The organism is Pseudoalteromonas sp. SCSIO 43210, from assembly GCF_054133285.1.
The window spans coordinates 4,493,666-4,518,356 of record NZ_CP087225.1 but is presented as its reverse complement, the minus strand read 5'-3'; the positions used below and the strand labels follow the sequence as shown (position 1 = coordinate 4,518,356).

Here is a 24,691-nt window from a genome sequence, read left to right as displayed (position 1 = left end):
TGGCGCTTTTTTTATGTTTAATAAAAATGGCGAATAACAGCTATTTAATTAGCTATATGCAAGCTTTAGTTAAAATAAGGTTAATTTAAGCAACTATTTGTATTAAATAGTTATATGTTCGTCAATTCGAGCTGTTTTACAGGAATATGATTGTATTTTAATGCGTGCTTTTGTTAAAGTCCCGCCTGTCCTATCCTGTAGGACATCCTGTTGATGATGCATCTGAAAGGGTGCAACAAATTGATAGCTTCTCCCCAGTTTGCTATACCGGCCTACCAACTTGTTTGGTGGGCCGTTTTTTGTTTTACGCCTAAAAATCCTATCTAATTAATTCTTTTTTGCGCTATACCAATTGTATTATTCATTCGTCACTTCGAGGTGGTTTGGGTACATCGCAGGTGATACCATCGAAGTGCTATCATTTTTATTCTTTTCATTTTATTACTAAGGAGTGCGTTATGTTTAAAGCATTAGCTATTGCAGGTTTTTCTTTATCAAGTTTAGTTATTTCTAATGTTGCTCAGGCCGATTGGCAGCTAGTGAATGATAAAAGCCAACTAAGCTTTGTTTCAATTAAAAAAGATTCGATTGCTGAAGCTCACCATTTTACTAACCTTGAAGGTATGCTTTCTGATAAAGGTGAGTTTAGCGTTAATGTTGATTTAACATCAGCCGAAACTCTAATTCCTATTCGTAATGAGCGTTTAACAGCAATATTATTTGAAGCAGCTAAATTCCCCAATGCTGTTTTAACTGCAAATTTAACTAAAGAGCTGAGTAACCTTAAAAAATCTGGTCAATATGTATTGAAAGGTATTGAAGCGGAACTTGATTTTCATGGTAATAAAAAATCATTGGCTATTGATGTACTCGTTAATAGCACGCAAAGTGGCGATTTAACCGTATCATCATTAACACCTATTATTATTAATAGTAGTGATTTTGGTGTAACTGAAGGCGTTAAACAACTGCAAAAATTAGCGGGTTTACCTTCAATTGCAACAGCAGTACCTGTTACGTTTGCAATTACACTTAAAAAACAGTGATTTCTTTAAGTGAGCTTAGCAAGCAATTAAGCGAGCCAAGCAAACCTTTTGATAGTTGGCAGCCTAACCATTGTGGGGAGCTGCCAATTGTTATTAATCATGAGGGGAAATGGTTTTACGATGGCAGCGAAATAACACGCCCAGCCATGGTGAAGTTGTTTGCTTCTGTATTGTGTAAAGAAGGTGAGCAATTTTATTTAAAAACACCTGTCGAAAAAATAACAATAACGGTTGATGATGCGCCGTTTATTATTGTTGATTGGCGTTTTGAAAATACAGCGCAAGGACAGGTGTTGTGTTGTATTGATAATCTAGCTAGGCAGTGGCTGGTTAGCGCTCAGCAGCCCTTGCATATAAAAGACTACAAAGGTTCAAAGGTGCCTTATTTAAAGCTACCGTATGGTTGTAGTGCGCGAGTTTCACGCAGTGTATTTTATCAGTGGGCTGAAAAAGCCGAGTCTGATAAGCTCGGCTATTTTATTAAATCTGCCAAAGAGCAGTTTTATTTATCCTAACACCAGATCTTAAGCCTCTGGGTTAGTTTCGTCAGTGACTACTTCATCAGTAGGTGGTATAGCAATCACAGGTCCTAAAAACCATTCATCTAGCTTTTTAGCTACTTCTGGTAAACCCGTGCCTTTTAATGATGAAAATGCATGAACTGTAATATCCCCATCAAGCGTGCTTAATTCACGGCGAACTTGCAGTACTTGTGATTTACGAGGGCCTTGCTTTAGTTTGTCGGCTTTAGTTAATAGTGCTAATACTGGAATTTCACTACCAATTGCCCAGTTAATTAAATCACGGTCTAAGTCTTTTAATGGATGACGAATATCCATTAAAATAACAATACCTTTTAAGCTTTGACGCTTTTGTAGGTATTCGCCTAACGACTTTTGCCATTTCTTTTTCATTTCGATTGGTACTTTAGCAAAGCCATAGCCTGGCAAATCGATAAGGCGCATATCGTCAACATCCGCTAAATCGAATGTATTGATTAGCTGGGTACGCCCAGGTGTTTTACTTGTACGTGCTAGCTTTTGATCGGTTAATGCATTTAATGCACTCGACTTACCTGCATTGGAACGACCGGCAAACGCAACTTCAATTCCCGTATCAGCAGGTAATTTAGTAATGTCGGGAGCGCTTGTTACGAAAGACGCAGTATTATATTTGATACGAGATTTGAGCACAGGCTCTCCTAAAACTTAAAAAAATAACGTTGAGTAAACCAAATTCACTCAGGGCACGTATTTTATACTATAAAGGATGTATTAAAAAGCGTATTTAACCACCTAAAAACAGTACCTATGGTACATTTAAAACATGTTAAAGCTTAATCTAAGTCAAAACCCTGTAAATTATAAGCTTAATATGTGTAGAAAACGTGCCAGAGAATTTATTATCGTGTAGAATATATGTATTACAGCATCACGATTGTAGATGATACAGGGTCGGAAACAGAGAATTCACCATGAAAAAAATAGCACTATCTTTAACAATATTGCTTGGTGCGTTGTCAGCAAGCAACGCAACAGCATTTGATGGCGATGTAAACGCAGGTAAAGAAAAATCAGCAACGTGTGCGGCTTGTCACGGCCCAGACGGTAATGCGCCGGTTAATATTTACCCTAAAATTGCAGGTCAACATCCAGATTATATCCTTAAGCAACTTCAGGATTTAAAATTAGGTATGACGTCAGGCGGCAAAGAAGGGCGTATGGATCCAGTAATGAGCGCTATGGCTATGCCACTTAGCGAGCAAGACATGAAAGATCTAGCAGCTTATTTTTCTTCAATGAACATGACCGAAGGTGCTACACCTAAAGATGTCGTTGATGTTGGCGAAATGCTTTTTAAAGCAGGCGATGCAGAGCGTGGAATTCCATCATGTGCAGCATGTCATGGTCCACGTGGTAACGGTTCGTCACTTGCTAAGTTTCCAAAAATTTCTTTTCAGCATCCAGGATACATCAAGTCTCAACTTGAAAAATTCCGTGATGGTACTCGTCATAATGACCTAAATGGCATGATGGGCGATATTGCAAAAAAATTAACAGATAAAGACATTGAAGTACTTTCTCAGTACTTAGGTGGTTTACACTAAAGTCGTATTTATTTTTAATTAATGAATAGACTACAATATGTATAAAAAAGCAGCTTAAGCTGCTTTTTTTGTGTCCGAAATTAGCGATATTACCGTTATGCTTTGTAAGACATTGACCATGCAGTGGTGTGAGAAAAGTCTTATTTTAAATATTTTTTTTTCATTAACTCATTGTAATTTAAAATAAGTTAAATTTTTTAATGTATGTAGTGTAAGAAAAAAGATATAAATTAGTTGTAACAAAATTATTAACGAGTAGATTAACCCCTGTCGCAAAAAAACAATAAAAAAACGGAAATAGCTATAAGGAAAGTAGCGCGGCACGACTACATAGCACAAGATTGGTGCTACCAAAGGAAATAATAAAAAAGAGTCAGGAAGACCGATAATAATAAAAACTCATGGAAGTTTAATAATAAAAACAAAATGGAATGCTACAAGGAACGTAAAAATAATAACAATACGGACTGATAATAATAAAAATAATAAAGACTAAAAAAAGTCGAAGGGAGAAGTGTCCAGATAATGGCGCTCAGATTAGCAGGCGGTAGAGATGTTTTCTCTACCGCCTTTTTATTTGTCCTGTTACAATACCCACCGTTTAATAACTAGCAGTAAGCTAGTTTAGGCGCTATAACACAGAGAAGCCCAACCTCTGAAGCGCAAACTGAATTCTTCTGGCTATGCCAGCATTGCGATGCCCATTAATTTGCGCCTCGCTCAAAACCTCTTAAGTGAGACGATCAAGATATGAGTAGAACGAAAAAGTCACGCAAAAGCCCAGCAAATGGACCTGTACGTTTAAGCCAAGATAAGCTTAAAGAGATGCGTGCGTTAAAAGAGCAACGAGTTAAAAAAACCAAAGGCGCTAAGCCTGGTTCGCGTAATGCACCGGATGCATTAAATGGTGATAGCCAAAATTCACAATCAGGTTCTAGAGATAAGCGTATTGGTAGTAAAAAACCAGTGCCATTGGTTGCAACTGCTGTTGAACCAAAAGTAGAAATGAAACGTAACCTGAAGCCAACTATTGAGCTTAAAAAAGTTGTACAGCCAGAGTTTACACCAGAGCAAGAGCTTGAAGCGCTTGAGAACGATGTGCGTTTACTTAAATTAGTTGAGCGCCATGAAGGTGGTGAATTACTAACAGGCAAAGATGCTAAATATTTTAATAGCCGCATTGCTCGTCATCAAGTTTTATGTGAATTGTTAGGTCTTGAAGACGAAGATGAACCAGAGCTTGAAGATGACTTTAGTGATGAAGACAAGTCAAATTCTGACTTTGATCAGTATTTATCAAATGATCTAGCAAATGAATGGCTAGATGATGAAGAAGACAAGTAATTAATAAGGGTAATTAATGAGTACCGCGGTAATTTTAGCCTTACTTTTAGGCGCTGCTATTATAGCTGGCTTGGCATTTTATGCAGGTCAGTTATTGTATAAGTTAAATGCGCAAAAAAAGTTAATTGCGAAGGCGCAGACTGAGAAAAAGCAAAAGCTTGAAAAGTCTCGCTTAGAGCGAAATGCAAAACTAGCCGATAGTATTCATTTAATTGCGCGTGCAATGAATGAAGAGCAGTGTGAGTTTTCTGAAGGCTGTTTACGTATTTGGGTACTTATGTCTCAATATGGCTTTGAGAGCGAGCGTGATTTAACGGCGCTGTATCCTGGCATTCATCAAATGTACCAGGTAGTTAAAGAGATGCCGACGCACGATGCACGTAAAAAATACTCTAAAAAAGAGATTTTTAAGTTAGATAAGGCTCGCTGGCACGCAGAAGAAACACTTAAAGATGAAGTTAAAGCCGATTGCGCTAAAATTATCATTGAATTTAAAGCGGCCTCAGGCAGTGATAAAGTAGTTTTTAACTAGCTGCTCAGAGAAAGCAGACCTTGGTCTGCTTTTTTATGCACAACAATTTATGGTTAAATTACCCGTGAGAAACGCGTCGCATTTATTTGTTTTTGTAAGTGAGCATCGAAGCACATACAAATAATACGAATGAATAAGTTTCCGCGTGGTGTTACGCTAATTTTATTATCAATTATAGTGACTAGTTCATCTTTTATAAGTGGCGCAAGCGCTACTAATGCATCCTCAAAGTAGTCATTAAATATAAGCGCGTGCTTTTCGCTAAAGTCTTGTATATTTAATTCAAACTGGCAAATGAGCTGCTTAATTGCATCAGCACGAATTACATCATCATGTGTTAAGTGCATTCCTTTATTAAGTGCGCAGCCGCTTTGTGTTTCGATGCTGTGGTAATAATGTTTTAATTCTTTTTGATTTTGTAAAATGGCGGTGCCAATTTGCGAAATTGATGACACGCCTAAGCCTAATAAATCACAATTTCCATGGGTTGTATAACCTTGAAAGTTACGATGTAACTTGCCTTCATTTTGCGCAATAGCTAGTTCGTTATCGGTTTTTGCAAAATGGTCCATACCAATAAATTGATAGCCTGCCTGCGTCATTTGCTCCAAGGTATTTTTAAACATGGTGAGCTTGTTATGTGCACTGGGTAAATCGGTATCTTTAATCTTACGCTGTGCGGCAAAGCGCTCAGGTAAATGCGCATAGTTAAACACTGATACTCTGTCAGGGCTTAGCTCAATAAGTTGCTCTATAGTTTGCCTAAAGCTCTCTGGTGTTTGCAGTGGTAGTCCGTAAATCATATCTGCATTAATAGATTGAAACCCCAACTCACGAGCTTGTGTAATTAATTGCTTAACGATATTTGCATTTTGCGGGCGATTAACAGCAAGTTGTACGTCATCGTTAAAGTCTTGTATACCAAACGAGACGCGGTTAAAGCCAAGTATTCTTAAATCAACAAGCATATTATCGGCAAGTGAGCGTGGGTCTATTTCAATGCCGCGCTCTGTTGTGCTTGTAAAATTAAAGTGTTGCTCTAAAAGCTTAATTAAACGGGTCATTTGTTTTGCGGTTAAAAAGGTGGGAGTACCACCCCCCAAATGTAATTGCTCAACCGTGTAGCTTTTAAATAAAGGCGCTTGGGCAGTAATTTCTTTTGCTAAAAAGTCGAGATACGTATCTGCCTTAGATTGATGGCGGGTAATTATTTTATTACAACCACAGTAGTAGCACAGCTGACTACAAAACGGGATGTGAATATATAAAGAAAGAGAGCGACTTGTTGTTGATTCTATAGCGCTTAGTAGGTCTTGTTGCTGGTACCCTTCACGCAGTGATAAAGCCGTGGGATAAGAGGTATAACGCGGACCAGACACATTATATTTGTTTATTAGGGTTTCATCCCATTGTGGAAGTTTAATCATCACGCGCACCTAAGTATTTATTTAGGGGGGATTATAAAAAAGTACGCAGTGAGGCGGTTTGATCTATAACAAAAAAGGCGCCGAAGCACCTTTTTTAATAAAATATCAATTAATGCGGTCTAATTAATACGTAACAGTATGGGCATCTTTGAGATATTGAAATAACTCTTTATAACCTTTACCCGGCTTTTCAGCTTTCGCTTCTTTTGCCGCATTACGAACCAATTGACGCATTTGCTGACGATCAAGAGACGGGAACTGCTCAATAGTCTCATTGATAAGGTCATCACCTTGTTCAATTAGGTCTGAACGTAGTTGCTCAATTTTTTTGACCAATACTTCAGCTTGGTTATTTTTATTAAGCATTACATCGATAATCGCTTTAATATCATCAATGTTTTCTACAGTACGCAGTGTTTTAGCGATGTAGTTTAAGTGGCGGCGGTACGCGTCGCTTTTGTTACTTATTTTATCAGCAACAACCATTGCTGCTTTTAAATCGTCATTTAATGGCAGGCGTTCGCGCTGTTTTTTACCCATTTTGGCAATTTCAGTACCTAACTGATGAAACTCTTGCGCTTCGCGTTTAAGCTCCGTTCTTGATATATATTCAATTTCTTCTTCAATTTCAGCAGGCTTGCCTTTTTTCTTTGCCATGGGGTGCTCTTAAATAAAAATAACTTTTACCATTATACATGAATATGATACTTAGGAATATTAGCTGATGTGATGCATTGAGTGTGTTAGCATTTAAATATAAGAAATGCGTGCATTATGCCTCTAAGGCTCAGGACTTAATTTATGAAAAGCCAACAAAACGATCCAATTTATTCTCAAATATCGCAAGTTAAAGATGCGGTATCAGAAGTACTCGAACATGCTAAAAAATTAGGTGCTACAGCTGCAGAAGCTGCTATGTCTAGCACGTCTGGTTTATCGGTTAGCACACGAATGGGTGAAGTAGAAACCATTGAGTTTAACCAAGATGGCGGCTTAGGCATTAGTGTATATGTTGGTAACAATAAAGGTTCGGCGTCGACGGCTGATTTAAATCCAAAAACATTGCGCACGGTAGTCGAAAAAGCGATTGATATAGCCAAATTTACATCGGATGATCCATTCAACGGCGTTGCTGATAAAGAGTTACTTGAATTTAATCCTAAAGATTTAGATTTATACCATCCTTGGGATGTAAGTCCTGAGGAAGGTATTGAGCTTTGTCATGCTGCTGAGCAAGCTGCATTAAATGCAGACGAGCGCATTGTTAACTCTGATGGTGCGAGTTTTTCATCGCATCAGGGATTACGTGTTTATGGTAACAGCCACGGTTTAATTGCAGGCTTTCCACGTACTCGTCACAGTATTAGTACTATGGTAATAGGCCAAGATGGCGAGCATATGCAGCGCGACTCTGCTTATACGGTTGCACGCGATCAGGCTGGTTTGAATGATGCGGCGGCAGTGGGTCTTGAAGCGGCAGCTGAAACTTTGGCTAAATTAAACAGCCAAAAGTTAGGCACAATGAAAGTGCCTGTTATTTTTAGAGCCGATATTGCAAATTCATTGTTTGGTCACTTGGTGTCGGCAATTGGTGGTGGCGCGCTTTATCGTAAATCAAGCTTTTTACTTGATAGCTTAGGTACTCAGGTATTTAGTAATTGTGTGAATATTGCTGAGCGCCCACATATTTTAAAAGGGTTGGCATCGTCACCGTTTGATAGCGAAGGTGTTAAAACATTCGATAGAGAAATAATTCAAGGTGGCGAGTTACAAACCTATTTATTAGCAAGTTATGCCGCACGCAAAATGAATATGACCCCAACAGGGCATGCAGGCGGTATACATAACTGGCTCGTTGAGCAAACTCATAACGATTTAATAGCACTATTAAAAACCATGGGTACTGGCTTATTAGTTACAGAGCTAATGGGGCAGGGCGTAAATACCGTAACGGGTGACTACTCTCGTGGTGCTGCAGGTTTTTGGGTTGAAAATGGTGAAATTCAATATCCGGTAAGTGAAATTACTATTGCTGGTAATTTAAAAGACATGTTTAAAGGTATTTCTGCCATTGGTGGTGATATAGAACGCCGTGGTGGTATTCAAACAGGCTCAGTACTAATAGAGCAAATGCAAATAGCCGGCGCGTAGTATTAATACGCAGTGTATACTTAGACCCAGAGTATTATCTCTGGGTCTAAGTGAGTTTTTACGAGGTGTAAAATGGCTAAAGATAGATATGCACCAAAACCGCTAACCGATATTATGGCGGGGTTAAATAATCGTTTATCGGCTTATGCAGGCAAAAGCCAAGCACTTGATACACAGCAAACCTTATTAAAAGATTTTTTAGGCCCTAAATTGGGTGATAAATGCCGAGTTAGTAATTACCGAGACGGCACGCTAATGATAGAGGCGGTATCTGCGCCTATCGCGCTTAGGCTTAATTATTTAAAAATGGATATGCTTTCACACTTTAGAGCTGCTGGAATGGCAGAGCTCGGGCAAATAAAAATAACTGCAAATCCTCAAGCAACTCAGCGATTAAGTACCGCGAATAAATCGGGCAGCCCTACAGTTACCAACTCTCGGAAAATGAGTGAGCAAACCGCTAATTACTTAAATGCGATAGCGGCTTCTGCCCCCCCTTCATTAAAAGAAAAACTAGAGCGTTTAGCGCTCCACGGAAAGAATAAAAGTTAGCCTTAGCCACCCGCTATATTGTTATTGGTAGGGCTATTTTTGCAGCTCACCGCATTCAAAATACTTTGTTACATATTCCATTTTATTGTTGGTCTAATGAGGTTTATGATACTGCGTGGTGTGCTTTATTATTTAAAGCTCCCTTGATACCCATTCCATTAAGTAAAAGCGTACAGGCAGTGCTATTTTTACTCCTGCTATATTCAAGAATTTAATGGAGTTGGTATGTAATACCAACCTGCATAAATCTTTGATCAATTTAACGAATTAAATTGCACTATAACGTCGTTAAAATTTTTTTATTTAGAACAACTAGATACAAAAACTTTTGCCTAGTTCTAGCGTAATTTTCTTAACGTTAAATAGACCCCATACATAAGCAGATTGGTATGATTTAATTCTAACTAACAAACGGAATCATTATGAATAAAGTAACAATGGCCGCTGCGAGCATAGCGCTTGCACTTGGTCTAGTAGGTTGTGGTGAAAAACAACAAGAAGCTAAAGTAACCGACACTCCTGTAGTAACAGCACCCGCTGAAAAGCCACTAGAGCTTGGTATTGAACTAGCGAATATGGATAGTTCAGTACGCGCACAAGACGATTTTTATTATCATGTAAATGGACAGTGGTTAGCAAAAACTGAAATACCAGGTGATAAGTCTAACTACGGTTCTTTTTCGCAGCTATATGATGAGTCACAAAAAGCGATGAAAATTGCCCTTGAAAACGCAGCCGCGAATAAGGCCGCTAAAAAAGGCAGTGATGAGTACAAAATTGGTGCATTTTATAAAAGCTACATGAATCAATCTGCGCGTAATGAGCTAGGTATTACGCCATTACAACCGTCATTAGATACGATTGATAGCGTTAAATCTAAAGCTGACTTAGTGGGTCTAATGGCTAAGATTCAAAAACAAGGCGGTACTTTACCGTTTGGTTGGTTTGTAAATAACGATGCTAAAAACTCGAGCGAGTATGCATTGTATTTATCTCAGTCGGGTCTTGGTTTACCCGATCGTGATTATTACTTAAATGATGACGAAAAATTCACTAAAATTCGTGCTTCTTACGAGCAATACATCACAGATGTTTTAGCAAAATCAGGCGTTAAAAATGCAGCAGAAGCTGCCAAGAGCGTACTTGCATTTGAAAAAACACTAGCTGATGCTCAGTGGAGCCGTGTGCAAAGCCGTGATGCAACTAAATCTTATAACAAGATGACAGTAGCAGACGCAAGCAAGTTGATGGGCGACCTTGATTTAGCTGCATTTTTTAAAGATGCAGGTGTGAGTGCAAGTGATATTATTGTACGTCAACCAAGCTACTTAGAAGCACTTGCTACTATTTACAAAGACACTGATTTAGCGACGTGGAAAAACTACTTAAAATTTCATTTTGTAAGTGGTTATGCAGAGCTACTTAGCGAAGATTTAGTTAACCTTAACTTTGACTTTTACAGCACAACACTTCGTGGTGTAGAAGAACAAGCACCTCTTTGGAAGCAAGCGGTTGATGCATCTAACAGTGTACTTGGTGAAATTTTAGGTAAGGTATACGTCAAAGATAACTTCCCGCCAGAAGCTAAAGCACGCATGGAAGAGTTAGTTGATAACGTAATTAAAGGTTATGGCGTTGCTATTGAAAATCTTGAGTGGATGAGCCCTGAAACAAAGCTTGCAGCGAAAGAAAAATTAGACAAATTTACGCCTAAGATTGGTTACCCAGACACGTGGAAAGATTACTCAGAGCTAGAGATTAACTCAGACGAGCTAGTAGGTAATTACATTCGTTATAGCGAATGGGCATACGCAGATATGATTGCTAAATTGGGTAAACCAGTTGATCGCTCTGAGTGGCACATGACTCCGCAAACAGTCAATGCGTATTACAACCCAGTAAACAATGAAATTGTATTTCCAGCCGCTATATTACAACCACCATTCTTTAATTTAGAAGCGGATGATGCTGTAAACTACGGCGCAATTGGCGCGGTAATTGGGCATGAGCTTGGCCACGGTTTTGACGACCAAGGTGCTAAATACGACGGTGACGGTAACTTACGTAACTGGTGGAGTGAGACTGACCTTAAGCAATTTGAAGAGCGTACAGCGGCTTTAGTTGCACAGTATAACGAATATAAACCATTTGAAGATGCAAGTGTTAATGGTGAGCTAACGCTTGGCGAAAACATTGGTGACTTAGGTGGTTTAACCGTTGCGCATAAAGCGTATATGCTATCTTTAGGTGATAAAAAAGCACCCGTGATAGATGGTTACACAGGCGATCAACGTTTCTTTATGGGTTGGTCACAAATCTGGCGTCGTAACTACCGCGATGAAGAGTTACGTAATCGTTTATTAACAGACCCTCATTCACCAAGCCACTACCGTGTAATCGGTATCTTGTCGAACATGCCTGAGTTTTACGAAGCGTTTGACGTAAAAGAAGGTGATAAAATGTATATCAAACCAGAAGATCGCGTAAAAATCTGGTAATTGCATTGCTATAAATAACAAAAAACCAGTAAGTTTTTAGCTTACTGGTTTTTTTGTATCTTGAATTTGTAAATAACATGAACTATGGATAATAAATCTATCTCAAGCAGCTATTTTTAGCGCTAACTGCGTTGAATTTACTTGCAATAGGCCAGCTATTGACGCGTAAATTCGCCTTGTTTTCACTAAAAATCTCTGGCTAGAGAAAATAAATTTAAATATCACCATGATTCAATACGTTAATAAATCTCTTAACCAGAGTTCAGGTTAAATAAGCTTTAGCTCATTAAGCACGCGTGCATCCATTCTTCGTTACTCAGTATGTTTTTATAAAGCGCGAGTTGGTTTTGTGCTCGCTCTAAATTATGCTCTGCATGAGCTACTTTAAAGTACACATCGTTATTTAAGTAATCAGTTAAAAAGCGCACACTTAACATGAGTGGCATAATTTTAGCGCCTAATAATAAGCTTTCTTGCTCTAGTATACTCATGCTACTTTTTAATGGCGTTACATAGCCTTTAACAATGGCTGAAAATATATCTTTTCGAATAACAACGTTGTGTAAGTTTGTTGAATCCTCGGCTTCGGGGGAGCAAAATGTACGTACCATGTCGCCAAAGTCATAAAGCCAAAATCCTGCCATGCAGGTGTCTAAATCAATAACTGCTTTTGCTTTGTGAGTTGTATTACAAAACAGCATATTATTTATTTTTGTATCGTTATGACACACCCTAAGGGGTATGTGTTTAGCTACCTGACTAAGCTCAGTAATTAAATGCTGCTGCGTTAAGCAATATTCTATTTCGTCAGCGCAGTGCTTTACTCTATTAACTACGTTGTTAGTGATTGCGGTATTTAATTGCTCAAAGCGCATCGCTAAGTTATGAAAATCAGGAATTACAGTGTGTAGCTGTTGCGCATCAAAATCTTGTAATGCATGAGCAAATACGCCAAAGGCGTAAGCCGCTTGCTCGCTCTGCTGGGTATTTTTAACAACGTCTTCGCTGTAGCTATCACTAATATAGTTAAGGACGCGATAATACGCATTATCAATTTTTATTAAGTGTTCGTCGTTTTGTGTAGCTATATGTTTGATTATTTCAAGCGGGTAATTATTTTGCAGTTGTTTAGCATTTAAATGCTGCTCAATTAGTTTTGCATTACTCACTAACTGAGCAGGGTTTTTAAATACCTCAGTATTTAGTTTTTGCACAATAAACTGTTTATCAATACTTGTAAGTAGCCATGTACTATTTATATGGCCGCTACCAATCGCACTAACTTGAGTTAGCTCAGGGGGCAGTGCTAACAGTTCGCTTAGCTTATTTTGTATTGAGATATTCATTGTGCTCACTTATGCTCTTTTTTTATGCGTATCGGGCAACTATTTTTTCGATAATTTCAGCATTCGCTTCAGGAAAGTCATAATTTTCTAATTCAGTAATTGCTACCCATTCGCTAGGTTGCCCTTCAGCGCCATGCGCCTCACCGCTAAAGTTACTTACTACGTGTACATCTAATTTAACGCATTTATCGCCGTAGTCATGTTCAATCACCATCAATTGGCTGGAGCTGTGAATGGTTAGTCCAACTTCTTCAATAAGCTCGCGTTTAAGTGCAACAAACACACTTTCTCCAGCTTCAACTTTACCACCAGGAAATTCCCATAAACCGCCTTGATGTTGTTCATCTGCACGTTTACAAATGAATATAGCGTTATTTTTCTTAATAACACCAACAGCTACATGTACAATTTCTATAGTCATTACTTTAAAACTCCATAAAAAAAAGCGACGCTAGCGCCGCTTTTTAATAAGCTACTGACAATATTGGGTTATTTTAATTTACCGCAACACTGTTTGAATTTTTGACCTGATTTACAAGGACAAGGGTCATTACGACCTACTTTTGGTTCTGTACGAGCCATTACTGTCGCTGTTTCTGGCGCTTCGCCACCTACGTGCTCAGCTTCTTCATGTTGGTATTCGCGAGGAGCATTTTCACTTTTACGGTGTTGCTCTTCTACTTTTTCAACATCTTCTTCTGCGCGTACTTGTACTTTACTTAGAATGCTTACAACATCTACTTTCAAGTTTTCAAGCATTTCGGAGAACAGCTCAAACGATTCACGCTTGTACTCTTGCTTAGGATTCTTTTGCGCGTAACCACGTAAATGAATACCTTGGCGTAAATGATCCATAGCAGCTAGGTGATCTTTCCAATGCTGATCAAGGCTCTGTAGCATAATCGCTTTTTCGAATTGACGTAAAACAGAATCGCCAACTTGCTCTTCTTTTTGCTTGTATGACTGCTCAACCGCCTGCTCAATACGCTCACGAAGCTTTTCTTCGTATAGTTTATTGTCATCTGCTAACCACTGAGTAATAGGTAACTCAATTAAGAAGTCTTGTTTTAAACGCTCTTCAAGGCCAGGAATATCCCACATTTCAGCAAGGCTTTGCGGTGCAATGTACTGATCAATTGTATTGCTAAGTACGTCACCACGAATTGCAGTAATAGTTTCTGAAATATCACCTTCTTCAAGTAGTTCGTTACGCTGAGAGTAAACAACACGACGTTGATCGTTTGCTACATCATCGTACTCAAGTAGTTGCTTACGAACGTCGAAGTTACGTGCTTCTACTTTACGCTGTGCATTTTCAATCGCACGGTTAACCCATGGATGTTCAATTGCTTCACCGCGTTGCATGCCTAATTTACGCATCATGTTCGTCATACGCTCACCGGCAAATATACGCATTAGCGCATCGTCCATCGATAAGTAAAAACGGCTTGAACCAGCATCACCTTGACGACCAGAACGACCACGTAACTGATTATCGATACGACGAGATTCGTGACGTTCAGTACCTATGATATGTAAACCGCCGGCATCAATTACTGCATCATGGCGAATTTTCCAAGCTGCTTTAATTTCAGCTATTTGTTCATCAGTCGGGTTTTCAAGTTTTTCAACTTCACTGTTCCAGTTACCACCTAACACGATATCGGTACCACGACCGGCCATGTTTGTTGCAATTGTTACTGTACCTGGTAGGCCAGCGTCTGAAACAATATCGGCTTCTTGTGCGTGGAATTTAGCATTAAGTACGTTGTGCTTAATTTTTTCTTTGCGTAAAAACTGCGATAGATACTCAGAGCTTTCAATTGAAATAGTACCAACTAGCACAGGTTGTCCGCGCTCTTGGCAATCTTTAATATCAATTAAAATAGCTTCGTATTTTTCTTCTTGCGTTAGGTAAACTAAATCGGCGCGATCGTCACGAACCATCGGCTTATTAGTTGGCATAACAACGGTATCAAGGCCGTAGATTGACTGAAATTCAAATGCTTCAGTATCGGCAGTACCTGTCATACCTGCTAATGTTTCGTATAAACGGAAGTAGTTTTGGAACGTAATAGAGGCAAGCGTTTGGTTTTCATTTTGAATTTTCACACCTTCTTTAGCTTCAACAGCTTGGTGTAAACCTTCTGACCAACGTCGACCTTCCATTGAACGACCCGTATGCTCATCGATAATGATTACTTCGTTTTCTTTTACAACGTAATCAACATCTTTTTGGTATAGCTTATGAGCACGAAGGGCGGCATAAACATGGCTTAGTAGCGTAATGCTTGCTGCTGAATAAAGCGAATCGCCTTCTTCAATTAAGCCGCGCTCAGTAAGTAGCTCTTCTACTTTAATTTGACCGCGTTCTGTTAAATGAACTTGCTTAGACTTTTCATCAATCGTGTAATCGCCGTCGCCTTCAATACCTTCTTCGTCTTCTTTTTCTTGAAGTTCAAGTAAAGGCACGATGGTATTTATTTCAGTGTATAGCTCAGAGCTATCCTCAGCTGGGCCTGAAATAATAAGGGGAGTACGTGCTTCATCAATTAAGATTGAATCCACTTCATCGACTACAGCATAGAATAATGGACGTTGAACTCGTTCATCAATGCTAAAAGCCATGTTGTCACGAAGATAGTCAAAACCAAATTCGTTATTTGTACCGTAAGTAATATCAGCAGTGTACGCTAACTTTTTCTGCTGTGGCATCATACCAGGTACGTTACAGCCTACAGTAAGGCCTAAAAATTCAAACAACGCACGGTTTGTTTCGGCATCACGCTTAGCAAGATAGTCATTCACGGTAATTACGTGAACGCCTTTACCGGTTAAACCATTTAAATAAGCAGGTAAAGTCGCTGTAAGTGTTTTACCTTCACCAGTACGCATTTCTGCGATGCGGCCTTCATGTAAAACCATGCCGCCTAATAGCTGTACGTCAAAATGGCGCATGCCATTAACGCGTTTTGACGCTTCACGCACCACGCCAAAGGCTTCAGGTAAAATATCGTCTAGACTTTGCCCGTTATCGTAACGTTCTCTAAACTCGGCTGTTTTAGCTTTTAAATCTTCATCAGAAAGCGCTTCAAGTTGCGTTTCTAGCGCATTAATTAGCGCGACCGTCTTTCTAAAGTTTTTAATAGTGCGGTCATTGCGACTACCAAAAAGCTTGGTAAATAAATTAGATATCATGATAAAACCGTTACAATGTATTCTTTGTCAGCCGAGTATCGGCTAACCCATTTTTAATAATTGGTAATTAATATATGCTTTTAAGTAACACTTAGAACATATTAATTAGCAATTTTGTATTAAACCGCTAAAAAGCACTGTTTATTACGTGCGCTACTATACCAGACTCTGCCAAACAACAAACTATCTCAATAAAAAGATCTGTATATAAAATCGAAAAATTTGATCTGGTTCGTAAAAATAACTTTGTATTACCCAATTACAGTAAAAATAGTAGCGAACTGTAAAGATATGGTGCTAAATAAATTAAAAACAAGGGGGGGCATTCATGCTTAAATTTAACGCATGGATATGAATTCTAAACGCGCTATTTTTGCACCTAATCTATTTGATTAACCAACAACAATACTTCAAAAATGATTGATTGGTTTTTGTAAAATAATTTTTTACATCAGTGCACATACGCTTTTGATTTAGTAGAGTGGTTATAATCATATCTAGTTTTAATTTGAATTAAAGTTAGGTTTTTACACTTGTTTTCATTATAAAATAAAGGCTTAGGTGAAAATGAAAAATAAAAGCAATAAATTGGTAGTATTAGGTGCAGGTTGGTTAGGACATGCTTTATGCGTAAGTGCGCAAAAAGCTGATTGGCAAGTACAAGGAACGCATAGAACAGATATACACGAGTTTGATTTTGAGCGTCAGTTTGCACTTGAAGATGGGCAACTAACACATCAAATTGATTTACAAGATGCTTATTGGGTATGTGCTATTCCACCACGTAGCAGGCACAGTGAAAGTAATTATCCTGAAGCACTCACCGCAGCGCTTAAGCTTTCAAGGGAGTTAAACGCAAAGGGCTTTTTATTGTGCTCATCAACCGGGGTATACGATCAAGAGCCTGGTGTGTATAGCGAAAGTAGCGATATTTCATGCACAAACGAGCGCCAAATAAAGCTCTATGAGGCAGAAGAGCAAGTACTTGAGCAAGATGGCAAAGTGCTGCGTTTAGCTGGATTACTTGGGCCTAATAGAGAGCCGGGGCGTTTTGTGGCAGGCAAAGAGCTCAATACATCAAGTGAGCAAGTAGTAAATATGGTGCATCAACAAGATGTCATTAATGCTATTTTTGCGGTGATAGAGCACTGGCAAGAAGGGCAAAATATTTATAATGTGGTTAATCCTGCGCACCCCACAAAAGCTGAATATTACGCGATGAAGTGTCAGCAACATGGTGGTGAAATGCCAACGTTTACAGGAACTGATTCGGCTGAGCGAAAAATATTAGGCTCAGCCATTGAAGCCTTAGGGTTTAGCTATCAGCACGGTATTTAATATCCTGAAGGCAGGGGACTGCTCTCTATAAAGTCGCATAGCTTACCTTCACTTAGTAATGTATTAGCAGCTTCGATATCGGGAGCAAAGTAGCGGTCTTTATCATAATAACTTACATGCTCGCGTAACAATGCTTTAGCGCTTTGCACTTTATTTGATGGTTCAAGCGGCTTTCTAAATTCTAGCCCTTGAACCGATGCTAACCATTCTATTGCCAAAACACCTTGGGTATTATTGGCCATTTCATCTAAGCGCCTTGCTGCAAAGGTTGCCATAGAAACATGATCTTCTTGATTTGCAGATGTAGGCAAGCTATCGACCGAAGCCGGATGCGCTAATGATTTGTTTTCTGATGCAAGCGCTGCTGCGGTAACTTGGGCAATCATAAATCCTGAATTTACCCCCCCGTTTTCAACTAAAAATGGCGGTAATTTGGATAGGTTTGAATCGATAAGTAATGCAATTCGCCTTTCTGCTAATGCACCAATTTCGGCAATTGCGATAGCTAAGTTATCGGCGGCCATTGCAACGGGTTCTGCATGAAAGTTTCCGCCCGATATTATGTCGCCTACATCGGCAAAAACTAGCGGATTGTCGGTTACACCGTTTGACTCGCATAGCAACACTTCTGCGGCTTGGCGTATCTGAGTTAGGCAAGCACCTAGCACTTGAGGTTGGCAGCGAAGGCAGTATGGATCTTGTACTTTTTCACAATTGACGTGGGAATCACTAATTTGAGAGTGCGTATCGAGTAGGTCTCTAAATACTTGAGCGGTGTCTATTTGTCCGCGCTGACCACGAATATCATGAATACGTGCATCAAATGGCGCGCGACTGCCCATTGCAGCTTCTATGCTTATTGAGCCGATAACGCAGCTTTGTGCATATAAGTTCTCGCTTCTAAATAGCCCCTGAAGTGCAAACGCAGTCGACGCTTGTGTACCATTTAATAATGCTAAGCCTTCTTTGGCTGCAAGTGTTAGGGGTTCAAGTCCCGCTATTTTTAACCCTTGTGCTGCGCTAATTATTTCTCCTTTATGTCGCATTTGACCTTCGGCTAATAAAGGTAGGCACATATGCGCAAGAGGGGCTAAATCTCCCGATGCCCCCACGGATCCTTTTTTAGGCACGCATGGATATACTTCGCTACTAAGCAGCTGCATAAAAAATTGGATTACTTGCAGGCGAATGCCCGAGTAGCCGCGCGAAAGCGAATTTACTTTTAAGATGATCATTAACCTTACTGTACTGTCATCCATGTATTCGCCAATACCTGCAGCGTGTGAAAGTACAATGGAACGCTGTAATAATTCAAGTTCGTCGTCGGCAATTTTGGTATTGGCTAATAATCCAAAGCCGGTGTTAATTCCGTATACAGTGCGGTGTTCATTAATAACGTTTTGAACGGTTTGCGCGCTTGCTGCTATTTGCGACTCGGCATGTTTTGCAAGGCTTAACTTTACCGCTGAATTATTAATTTTTCTTAGTGTGTTTAAATCAAGTGATCCGGGTGTGAGAGTAAGTTCGAACATGATCATTCCTCGTTTAACATAGGTAGGTCTAAATTTTGTTCTTTAGCGCAGTTTTTTGCTATGTCGTATCCGGCATCAGCATGGCGCATTACACCTGTTGCAGGGTCATTCCACAGTACGCGAGCAATACGCTCTTTAGCTTCATCAGTACCATCGGCAACAATAACTACACCAGAGTGCTGACTAAATCCCATGCCTACACCGCCACCATGATGAAGTGACACCCAAGTAGCGCCACTTGCGGTATTAAGCAGTGCGTTGAGTAATGGCCAATCCGACACTGCATCTGAGCCATCTTTCATGCTCTCTGTTTCGCGGTTAGGGCTGGCAACTGAGCCAGAGTCGAGGTGATCGCGACCAATAACGATAGGGGCTTTAAGTTCGCCATTTCTAACCATTTCATTAAAGGCCAATGCAAGGCGTGCTCTATCTTTTAGCCCAACCCAGCAAATACGTGCAGGTAGACCTTGGAATTGTATGCGTTCCCGCGCCATATCAAGCCAATTATGCAAATGTGCATCATTAGGAATAAGCTCTTTTACTTTAGCGTCGGTTTTATATATATCTTCAGGGTCGCCCGATAATGCTACCCATCTAAATGGTCCAATACCTTCACAAAATAAAGGGCGAATATAGGCAGGTACAAATCCAGGAAAATCAAATGCGTTGGTAACACCCTCATCAAACGCCATTTGACGAATATTATTACCGTAATCAGTAGTGGCGGCACCGGCTTTTTGTAGTGCCAGCATAGCTTTAACTTGGACTGCCATTGATTGTTTAGCAGCTTTTACTACGGCTTTTGGATCTTGCTCACGCATTTTTGCAGCGTGCTCCATTGTCCAGTTTTGTGGTAAGTAACCATTCAATGGGTCGTGAGCAGATGTTTGATCTGTGACTACATCAGGGGTAATGCCTGTTTTAACCAGTGTACTAAAAATATCGGCAGCGTTACCTAGTAAACCCACTGAGAGGGCTTTACCTTTAACACATGCATCGGTTATTAATTGCAGTGCGTGTTCAAGACTTGTTGCTTTTACATCAACGTAGCCTGTTTTTATACGAAAATCGATACGGCTTTCATCACATTCAACAACCAGTGCACTAAAGCCAGCCATTGTAGCTGCAAGTGGTTGCGCACCGCCCATACCACCAAGACCACCTGTTAATACCCACTTACCACTAGCGCTACCTGCAAAGTGTTGCTTTGCCATAGCTACAAAGGTCTCGTAAGTTCCTTGTACTATGCCTTGCGAGCCAATATAAATCCAAGAACCCGCCGTCATTTGCCCGTACATCATCAAGCCTTTTTTATCGAGCTCATTAAAGTGCTCCCAATTTGCCCAGTGTGGAACAAGATTTGAGTTAGCAATAAGCACGCGAGGGGCATTACAGTGGGTTTTAAATACACCAACGGGTTTTCCTGATTGTACAAGCAGGGTTTCGTCGCTTTCGAGTCTATCGAGGGTTTCTATAATTTTGTCATAACTTGGCCAATCACGAGCCGCTCGGCCAATACCACCATATACAACAAGTGCATGAGGATGTTCTGCTACTTCAGGGTCTAAATTATTCATTAGCATGCGCTTAGCTGCTTCAGTTTGCCAGCTTTTAGCACTTATTTTATCGCCATGAGGTGCACGTATTACGCGACTTGTGTCGAGTCGGTTGTTCATGTTTTTCTCCTGTTGTATATACAAGGTGATTTGTTATAAAAAAAGCGCAGTAAGCGCTATTGTTTGTTATTTTTTAAATGTTAAGTGACCACCTAAGCGATATTTACTGCCTGGTGATACAAGGCGCGCAAAGCTTACAATGCCGTTAATAGACCATGTGCGTCGAATAACTTGTAAGCATGGCTCTTCGTTATATAAGTTTAACCATTGGCACATTTCGCTGTTTGGCATAATAGCCTCTACGGTATGCCTTGCTTGGGTAAGTGGGGCAACACTAGATAGATATTCATGAGGTGTAAGCATGCTAAAGTCTTGTTGTAAGTAGCCAGTCGCAAGGGCAGGATTTACAAAACGCTCTTCTAGCTGCAAAGGGCTGTCGTTTTCGTTATGCACAAGTACACTTCGATATACAACACTGTCAACCTCAACACCAAGTGCAATGGCAATAGGTGCGACTGCATTTATTGATTCGAGTATGAGTACGCTACAGGTGTAGTTGCCGTTACGCTCTTTTACTTCATCAGCAATATTTTTTATTTCAAGTAACGATGACTGCGATTTAAATGTAGCTACAAATGTACCTAACCCTTGGCTGCGGGTTAAAATACCAGCCTCGGTTAATTCGCTTAGTGCTCGGCGGGCTGTCATCCTACTTACACTAAATTGACTACTTAGTTCGTTTTCAGAGGGAACACGTTGGTTTTCTTGCCACGTACCGCTGCGAATTTTATCAACAATGAATTGTTTTATTTGCGCAAATTTAGGTGTCGTCATTAAATTTATGGTTACATTAAAAATAAACTATATAAATAAGATGACACAATTATCTTGTATATACAAGATGGGTTGTTAGACTATATTTTTATTATTCACGGTGTAAAAAGGGCTGCAATATGCAAAGCACAACACAAAATTATGAGTTAGAAGAAATCGACTTACTTTTAACTGATGCCAATATTGCCACTATGGATAGCAATATAAATGCCCCTTATGGCGCAATTGAAAATGCTGCTATAGCCATTAAAAATGGTAAAATTGCGTGGATTGGAGAGCAATCAACATTGCCTAGTTTTGATGTGTTTGCAACGCCGACATTGAGTGTAAAAGGACAATGGTTAACGCCGGGCCTAATAGACTGTCATACGCACTTAGTATTTGCAGGTTCAAGATCGCAAGAGTTTGAACAGCGCTTGCAGGGTGTAAGTTATGAGCAAATTGCAGCACAAGGCGGTGGCATAGCAAGTACGGTTAAAGCCACAAGAGCAGCCGATCGTGAACAGCTATTTGTTGATGCAAAAGATCGCTTAAATACGTTGTTAAAAGAAGGTGTAACCACCGTTGAAATAAAATCAGGCTACGGACTAGATACTGAAAATGAGATAAAAATATTAGAAGTCGCTCGTTTATTGGGTGAACATCACCCTATTGATATTAAAACTACTTTTTTAGGGGCGCATGCTCTACCGCCTGAATACAAAGGCCGTGCTGATGAATATATTGATTTGGTATGTACTGACATGCTTGATCAGGTAGTGGCTAATAATCTTGCTGATGCAGTCGATGTATTTTGTGAAAATGTAGGCTTTAGTTATTCGCAAACCAAACGTGTTTTCCAAGCAGCTAAAAAGCATAACCTCCCAGTAAAATGCCATGCTGAACAGTTATCTAATCAGCATGGTGCTGAGCTGGTGGCGCAGTTCAATGGCCTTTCGGCGGATCATATAGAGCATCTAGGTGAAGAGGGTGTAAAAGCTATGGCAGACGCTGGGACGGTAGCGGTGTTATTGCCAGGCGCATTTTATTTTTTAAGAGAAACTAAATTCCCACCTATTGAATTACTTAATCAATATAAAGTACCGATAGCTATTGCGAGTGATTTTAACCCCGGTACATCTCCCCTATGTTCAGTGCACTTAATGATGAACATGGCGTGCACATTATTTAGATTAACACCTGAGCAAGCATTAGCTGGTGTTACTCGAAATGCAGCTAAGGCTCTAGCGTTAGATGAGCGTGGTGTTTTAAAGGTTGGCGCAAGAGCTGACATTGCGCATTGGCAAATAAATCATCCGTCACAATTAAGTTACCAATTTGGCGTAAATAGACTGTTAAACTTATGGATTTTGGGTAAACTTAGTTAGTATTAATTTCGTCCATAATAAACATGCTTTTATTGAATTTTTTAGCGAGTACAAGTGGTGCTAATTTGAGTTTTTTAACCGACAGTAACTTCCCGATATTTTTTAGTGGTGCCTTGTTAATGGCGATGATCGCGTCCTTATTTACTATAAAAAATAGCGGTATGAAGTTTAGCTACCTATGCATTGCTGCTGTTGGTTTAGCAATTTTAAGTCTGGGTACTGCTTGGTTAGCTATTTTACTTGCCTTTGGGTTTTGTTTTCATTTGTGGCAGGCGTTTGAGCGTAGTAATTGGACTATGATCATCATCAGCTCGTTTGCTAGTTTGTTATTTGTTGTACTATTTTCTGCACATTTATTATTAGCAATCCCTTTATTTTGGATTGTTATCGCTATTTTATTCTTAGCTGTTGCCGGTTTTATCAGTGAAGATGAATTGGCTGAGGAAGTGATTGTCGAAGATAAAGCACAAGAAATATTTATTGAAAATTCACCACTTTCTAGCTTTGCAGACAGAAAAAAGTTACGAGAAGGCTATTATGCCTGGTGTGATGATACACCCATAAAGGCAGCACTAGTCATTATTCGCCTAGAGGGCTTTGAACAAGTTAACCAGCAAATAGGGCGAGATTTCGGTGACTTATTACTGACTCAATCAGCAAATAGAATAAAAAAACTATTAGAAAACGATGAGATTGTTGATTTAGGGTCACAAGAAAAACTGGCGCATTTAGGTGGACTTAACTTTGCCTTTATTTGTAGTTTGGCGACTCAAAATCATCTTCATGAGCACGTTATAGAGCACATTCTTGGTGCAACATTAAAACCTTTCAACGTTGCAAACTGTACCGTAGAGGTTAACGCACGAGCAAGTTATGTGGATTGCGGGGCACAAGAAAATAATTTTGATGATTTAATCTCCTACGCATATTTAGCGCTTGATAGTCACCCTCAACGAAAGGTGGTCCCGTATCATCAGCAAATGATGGTAGAGCAACTAGAGCAACAAGCACGCTTAAAAGAGTTAGCTAATATCGACTTTTCAAGTGAACTAGAGCTCTATTTTCAACCAATTATTCGTAATGATGATGGAAAAATAGAATTTTTAGAACTGTTGTTACGTTGGCAGCATCCAAAGCAAGGTATTTTATCTGCAAATAGATTTATTGATGATATTAGAATTGCAGGATTGGCTTATCCATTAGCTACTTTTGTGATAGAGCGTGCGGCAGAACTCGCAATGGCATTGCGTATAGAAGGGATAGCAATACCGCTTAGTATTAATGTATTTGGTCCTGAAATGCTTAATGAAGAGTTTGTTGAGTTTGTTGACCGCATCACAAGTGAACATCAACTTGAGGCTGGGGATTTAATTGTTGAATGCCCGTTACACATTTTTACCAATTTAGATAATAAAGGTAGGGCGATGATTGCTAGGCTCAATAACATTGGATTAAAAGTCTGTGTTGATGGGCTCGGTGATAATCCAGTACTACTGTCTAAATTACCCAATTTAGCTGTTGAGTATATTAAAGTTGCACCGTCGTTAACTGCTGATTTTAGCAATCAAAATAATATACGCAGTTTAATTAGTGGCATGGTTGAAATGCATAACCAGCAAAAGACTAAAGTTATTTTTGAGGGCGTAGAAACGTTTGAGCAACTGAGATTTGTTAAAAGTTTAAATGCTTATGCTGCACAAGGTTATTACTTTGGTCATCCATTGAGTAGTATTGGTTTAATGAGCTGGCTAAAGCAGTGGCAGTTAACACAAGGGGAATATATTCCTCCTACTTCACGGTAAA

At 39.5% G+C, this 24,691-nt stretch carries 20 protein-coding genes; 11 read left to right on the top strand and 9 right to left on the bottom strand.

The features are described 5' to 3' along the window. Positions 1–458 precede the first annotated feature (458 nt). Together LOS73_RS19610 and LOS73_RS19605 are read left to right on the top strand one after the other, a co-directional pair. The gene (locus tag LOS73_RS19610; protein ID WP_008137693.1) at positions 459–1,046 is read left to right on the top strand and encodes a YceI family protein; all 588 of its coding nucleotides are present in this window, start codon (positions 459–461) and stop codon (positions 1,044–1,046) included. Further along, the gene (locus LOS73_RS19605) at positions 1,043–1,561 is read left to right on the top strand and encodes a DUF1285 domain-containing protein (protein ID WP_096792346.1); all 519 of its coding nucleotides are present in this window, start codon (positions 1,043–1,045) and stop codon (positions 1,559–1,561) included. Before LOS73_RS19610 ends, LOS73_RS19605 begins: the two co-directional genes overlap by 4 nt. 9 nt (positions 1,562–1,570) lie before the next feature. Here the strand turns inward: LOS73_RS19605 and yihA are convergent, their stop codons facing one another. Further along, the gene (gene yihA / locus LOS73_RS19600; protein ID WP_008137691.1) at positions 1,571–2,239 is read right to left on the bottom strand and encodes a ribosome biogenesis GTP-binding protein YihA/YsxC; all 669 of its coding nucleotides are present in this window, start codon (positions 2,237–2,239) and stop codon (positions 1,571–1,573) included. 281 nt (positions 2,240–2,520) lie between these two features. Between yihA and LOS73_RS19595 the strand changes: the two genes are divergently transcribed. The 3 genes from LOS73_RS19595 to LOS73_RS19585 all read left to right on the top strand — a co-directional run bounded on the left by LOS73_RS19595 (position 2,521) and on the right by LOS73_RS19585 (position 5,029). Continuing rightward, entirely contained in the window at positions 2,521–3,153 is a 633-nt protein-coding gene (locus LOS73_RS19595) for a c-type cytochrome (RefSeq protein WP_007377271.1), read from the top strand. Between the two features lie 750 nt (positions 3,154–3,903). Continuing rightward, the gene (yihI, locus tag LOS73_RS19590) at positions 3,904–4,497 is read left to right on the top strand and encodes a Der GTPase-activating protein YihI (protein ID WP_007377270.1); all 594 of its coding nucleotides are present in this window, start codon (positions 3,904–3,906) and stop codon (positions 4,495–4,497) included. 16 nt (positions 4,498–4,513) lie between these two features. Then, positions 4,514–5,029 (top strand): DUF2489 domain-containing protein, encoded by a 516-nt coding sequence (locus LOS73_RS19585; protein ID WP_007377269.1) that lies wholly within the window; start codon positions 4,514–4,516, stop codon positions 5,027–5,029. 53 nt (positions 5,030–5,082) lie between these two features. Here LOS73_RS19585 and hemN read toward each other — a convergent pair whose 3' ends face one another. Both hemN and yjgA read right to left on the bottom strand, forming a co-directional pair. Continuing rightward, positions 5,083–6,456: an oxygen-independent coproporphyrinogen III oxidase gene (hemN, locus tag LOS73_RS19580; protein ID WP_457934185.1), complete on the bottom strand. Its 1,374-nt coding sequence runs from the start codon at positions 6,454–6,456 to the stop codon at positions 5,083–5,085. Positions 6,457–6,579: 123 nt separating this feature from the next. Beyond that, a complete protein-coding gene (gene yjgA, locus LOS73_RS19575; RefSeq protein WP_457934184.1) occupies positions 6,580–7,113 on the bottom strand; it encodes a ribosome biogenesis factor YjgA in 534 nt (177 codons plus the stop codon). A 144-nt stretch (positions 7,114–7,257) separates the two neighbouring features. On the opposite strand from yjgA, the gene pmbA reads away from it, so the two are divergent. The 3 genes from pmbA (at position 7,258) to LOS73_RS19560 (ending at position 11,657) form a co-directional block, all read left to right on the top strand. Beyond that, positions 7,258–8,607: a metalloprotease PmbA gene (pmbA, locus tag LOS73_RS19570; RefSeq protein WP_457934183.1), complete on the top strand. Its 1,350-nt coding sequence runs from the start codon at positions 7,258–7,260 to the stop codon at positions 8,605–8,607. Positions 8,608–8,679: 72 nt separating this feature from the next. After that, positions 8,680–9,159, top strand: coding sequence for a DUF721 domain-containing protein (locus tag LOS73_RS19565; protein ID WP_002959934.1), 480 nt, complete (start codon positions 8,680–8,682; stop codon positions 9,157–9,159). Positions 9,160–9,581: 422 nt separating this feature from the next. Then, positions 9,582–11,657 (top strand): M13 family metallopeptidase, encoded by a 2,076-nt coding sequence (locus LOS73_RS19560; RefSeq protein ID WP_182682811.1) that lies wholly within the window; start codon positions 9,582–9,584, stop codon positions 11,655–11,657. Between the two features lie 278 nt (positions 11,658–11,935). Here LOS73_RS19560 and LOS73_RS19555 read toward each other — a convergent pair whose 3' ends face one another. The 3 genes from LOS73_RS19555 to secA form a co-directional block, all read right to left on the bottom strand. Then, positions 11,936–13,003: a phosphotransferase enzyme family protein gene (locus tag LOS73_RS19555; protein WP_457934182.1), complete on the bottom strand. Its 1,068-nt coding sequence runs from the start codon at positions 13,001–13,003 to the stop codon at positions 11,936–11,938. Positions 13,004–13,025: 22 nt separating this feature from the next. Continuing rightward, positions 13,026–13,424 (bottom strand): 8-oxo-dGTP diphosphatase MutT, encoded by a 399-nt coding sequence (gene mutT, locus LOS73_RS19550; RefSeq protein WP_007377262.1) that lies wholly within the window; start codon positions 13,422–13,424, stop codon positions 13,026–13,028. A 68-nt stretch (positions 13,425–13,492) separates the two neighbouring features. Further along, positions 13,493–16,201, bottom strand: coding sequence for a preprotein translocase subunit SecA (gene secA / locus LOS73_RS19545; protein WP_096792353.1), 2,709 nt, complete (start codon positions 16,199–16,201; stop codon positions 13,493–13,495). A 567-nt stretch (positions 16,202–16,768) separates the two neighbouring features. On the opposite strand from secA, the gene LOS73_RS19540 reads away from it, so the two are divergent. Then, positions 16,769–17,539 carry an NADP-binding protein gene (locus LOS73_RS19540; protein WP_457934181.1) on the top strand — a complete coding sequence of 257 codons (771 nt, stop codon included), beginning with the start codon at positions 16,769–16,771 and terminating at the stop codon, positions 17,537–17,539. Here LOS73_RS19540 and hutH read toward each other — a convergent pair. From hutH to hutC, 3 genes are all read right to left on the bottom strand, one after another. Then, entirely contained in the window at positions 17,536–19,071 is a 1,536-nt protein-coding gene (gene hutH / locus LOS73_RS19535; RefSeq protein WP_457934180.1) for a histidine ammonia-lyase, read from the bottom strand. The two genes, LOS73_RS19540 and hutH, sit on opposite strands and share 4 nt — an antisense overlap. A 2-nt stretch (positions 19,072–19,073) precedes the next feature. Next, positions 19,074–20,747 carry a urocanate hydratase gene (hutU, locus tag LOS73_RS19530; protein WP_457934179.1) on the bottom strand — a complete coding sequence of 558 codons (1,674 nt, stop codon included), beginning with the start codon at positions 20,745–20,747 and terminating at the stop codon, positions 19,074–19,076. Between the two features lie 66 nt (positions 20,748–20,813). Then, positions 20,814–21,521 carry a histidine utilization repressor gene (gene hutC / locus LOS73_RS19525; protein ID WP_007377257.1) on the bottom strand — a complete coding sequence of 236 codons (708 nt, stop codon included), beginning with the start codon at positions 21,519–21,521 and terminating at the stop codon, positions 20,814–20,816. Between the two features lie 119 nt (positions 21,522–21,640). Here hutC and hutI point away from each other — a divergent pair, with 119 nt between their 5' ends. Further along, positions 21,641–22,888 carry an imidazolonepropionase gene (hutI, locus tag LOS73_RS19520; protein ID WP_033038508.1) on the top strand — a complete coding sequence of 416 codons (1,248 nt, stop codon included), beginning with the start codon at positions 21,641–21,643 and terminating at the stop codon, positions 22,886–22,888. A gap of 119 nt (positions 22,889–23,007) precedes the next feature. Beyond that, positions 23,008–24,690: a bifunctional diguanylate cyclase/phosphodiesterase gene (locus LOS73_RS19515; protein ID WP_198022402.1), complete on the top strand. Its 1,683-nt coding sequence runs from the start codon at positions 23,008–23,010 to the stop codon at positions 24,688–24,690. Position 24,691 lies beyond the last annotated feature (1 nt).

Coding starts and splice junctions, on each gene's coding strand:
- LOS73_RS19610 (WP_008137693.1), top strand. CDS start 459: ATGTTTAAAGCATTAGCTATTGCAGGTTTTTCTTTATCAAGTTTAGTT.
- LOS73_RS19585 (WP_007377269.1), top strand. CDS start 4,514: ATGAGTACCGCGGTAATTTTAGCCTTACTTTTAGGCGCTGCTATTATA.
- pmbA (WP_457934183.1), top strand. CDS start 7,258: ATGAAAAGCCAACAAAACGATCCAATTTATTCTCAAATATCGCAAGTT.
- LOS73_RS19555 (WP_457934182.1), bottom strand. CDS start 13,003: ATGAATATCTCAATACAAAATAAGCTAAGCGAACTGTTAGCACTGCCC.
- LOS73_RS19595 (WP_007377271.1), top strand. CDS start 2,521: ATGAAAAAAATAGCACTATCTTTAACAATATTGCTTGGTGCGTTGTCA.
- LOS73_RS19540 (WP_457934181.1), top strand. CDS start 16,769: ATGAAAAATAAAAGCAATAAATTGGTAGTATTAGGTGCAGGTTGGTTA.
- yjgA (WP_457934184.1), bottom strand. CDS start 7,113: ATGGCAAAGAAAAAAGGCAAGCCTGCTGAAATTGAAGAAGAAATTGAA.
- yihI (WP_007377270.1), top strand. CDS start 3,904: ATGAGTAGAACGAAAAAGTCACGCAAAAGCCCAGCAAATGGACCTGTA.
- mutT (WP_007377262.1), bottom strand. CDS start 13,424: ATGACTATAGAAATTGTACATGTAGCTGTTGGTGTTATTAAGAAAAAT.
- secA (WP_096792353.1), bottom strand. CDS start 16,201: ATGATATCTAATTTATTTACCAAGCTTTTTGGTAGTCGCAATGACCGC.
- hutH (WP_457934180.1), bottom strand. CDS start 19,071: ATGTTCGAACTTACTCTCACACCCGGATCACTTGATTTAAACACACTA.
- hutC (WP_007377257.1), bottom strand. CDS start 21,521: ATGACGACACCTAAATTTGCGCAAATAAAACAATTCATTGTTGATAAA.
- hutU (WP_457934179.1), bottom strand. CDS start 20,747: ATGAACAACCGACTCGACACAAGTCGCGTAATACGTGCACCTCATGGC.
- hemN (WP_457934185.1), bottom strand. CDS start 6,456: ATGATTAAACTTCCACAATGGGATGAAACCCTAATAAACAAATATAAT.
- LOS73_RS19560 (WP_182682811.1), top strand. CDS start 9,582: ATGAATAAAGTAACAATGGCCGCTGCGAGCATAGCGCTTGCACTTGGT.
- hutI (WP_033038508.1), top strand. CDS start 21,641: ATGCAAAGCACAACACAAAATTATGAGTTAGAAGAAATCGACTTACTT.
- LOS73_RS19565 (WP_002959934.1), top strand. CDS start 8,680: ATGGCTAAAGATAGATATGCACCAAAACCGCTAACCGATATTATGGCG.
- LOS73_RS19515 (WP_198022402.1), top strand. CDS start 23,008: ATGGCGATGATCGCGTCCTTATTTACTATAAAAAATAGCGGTATGAAG.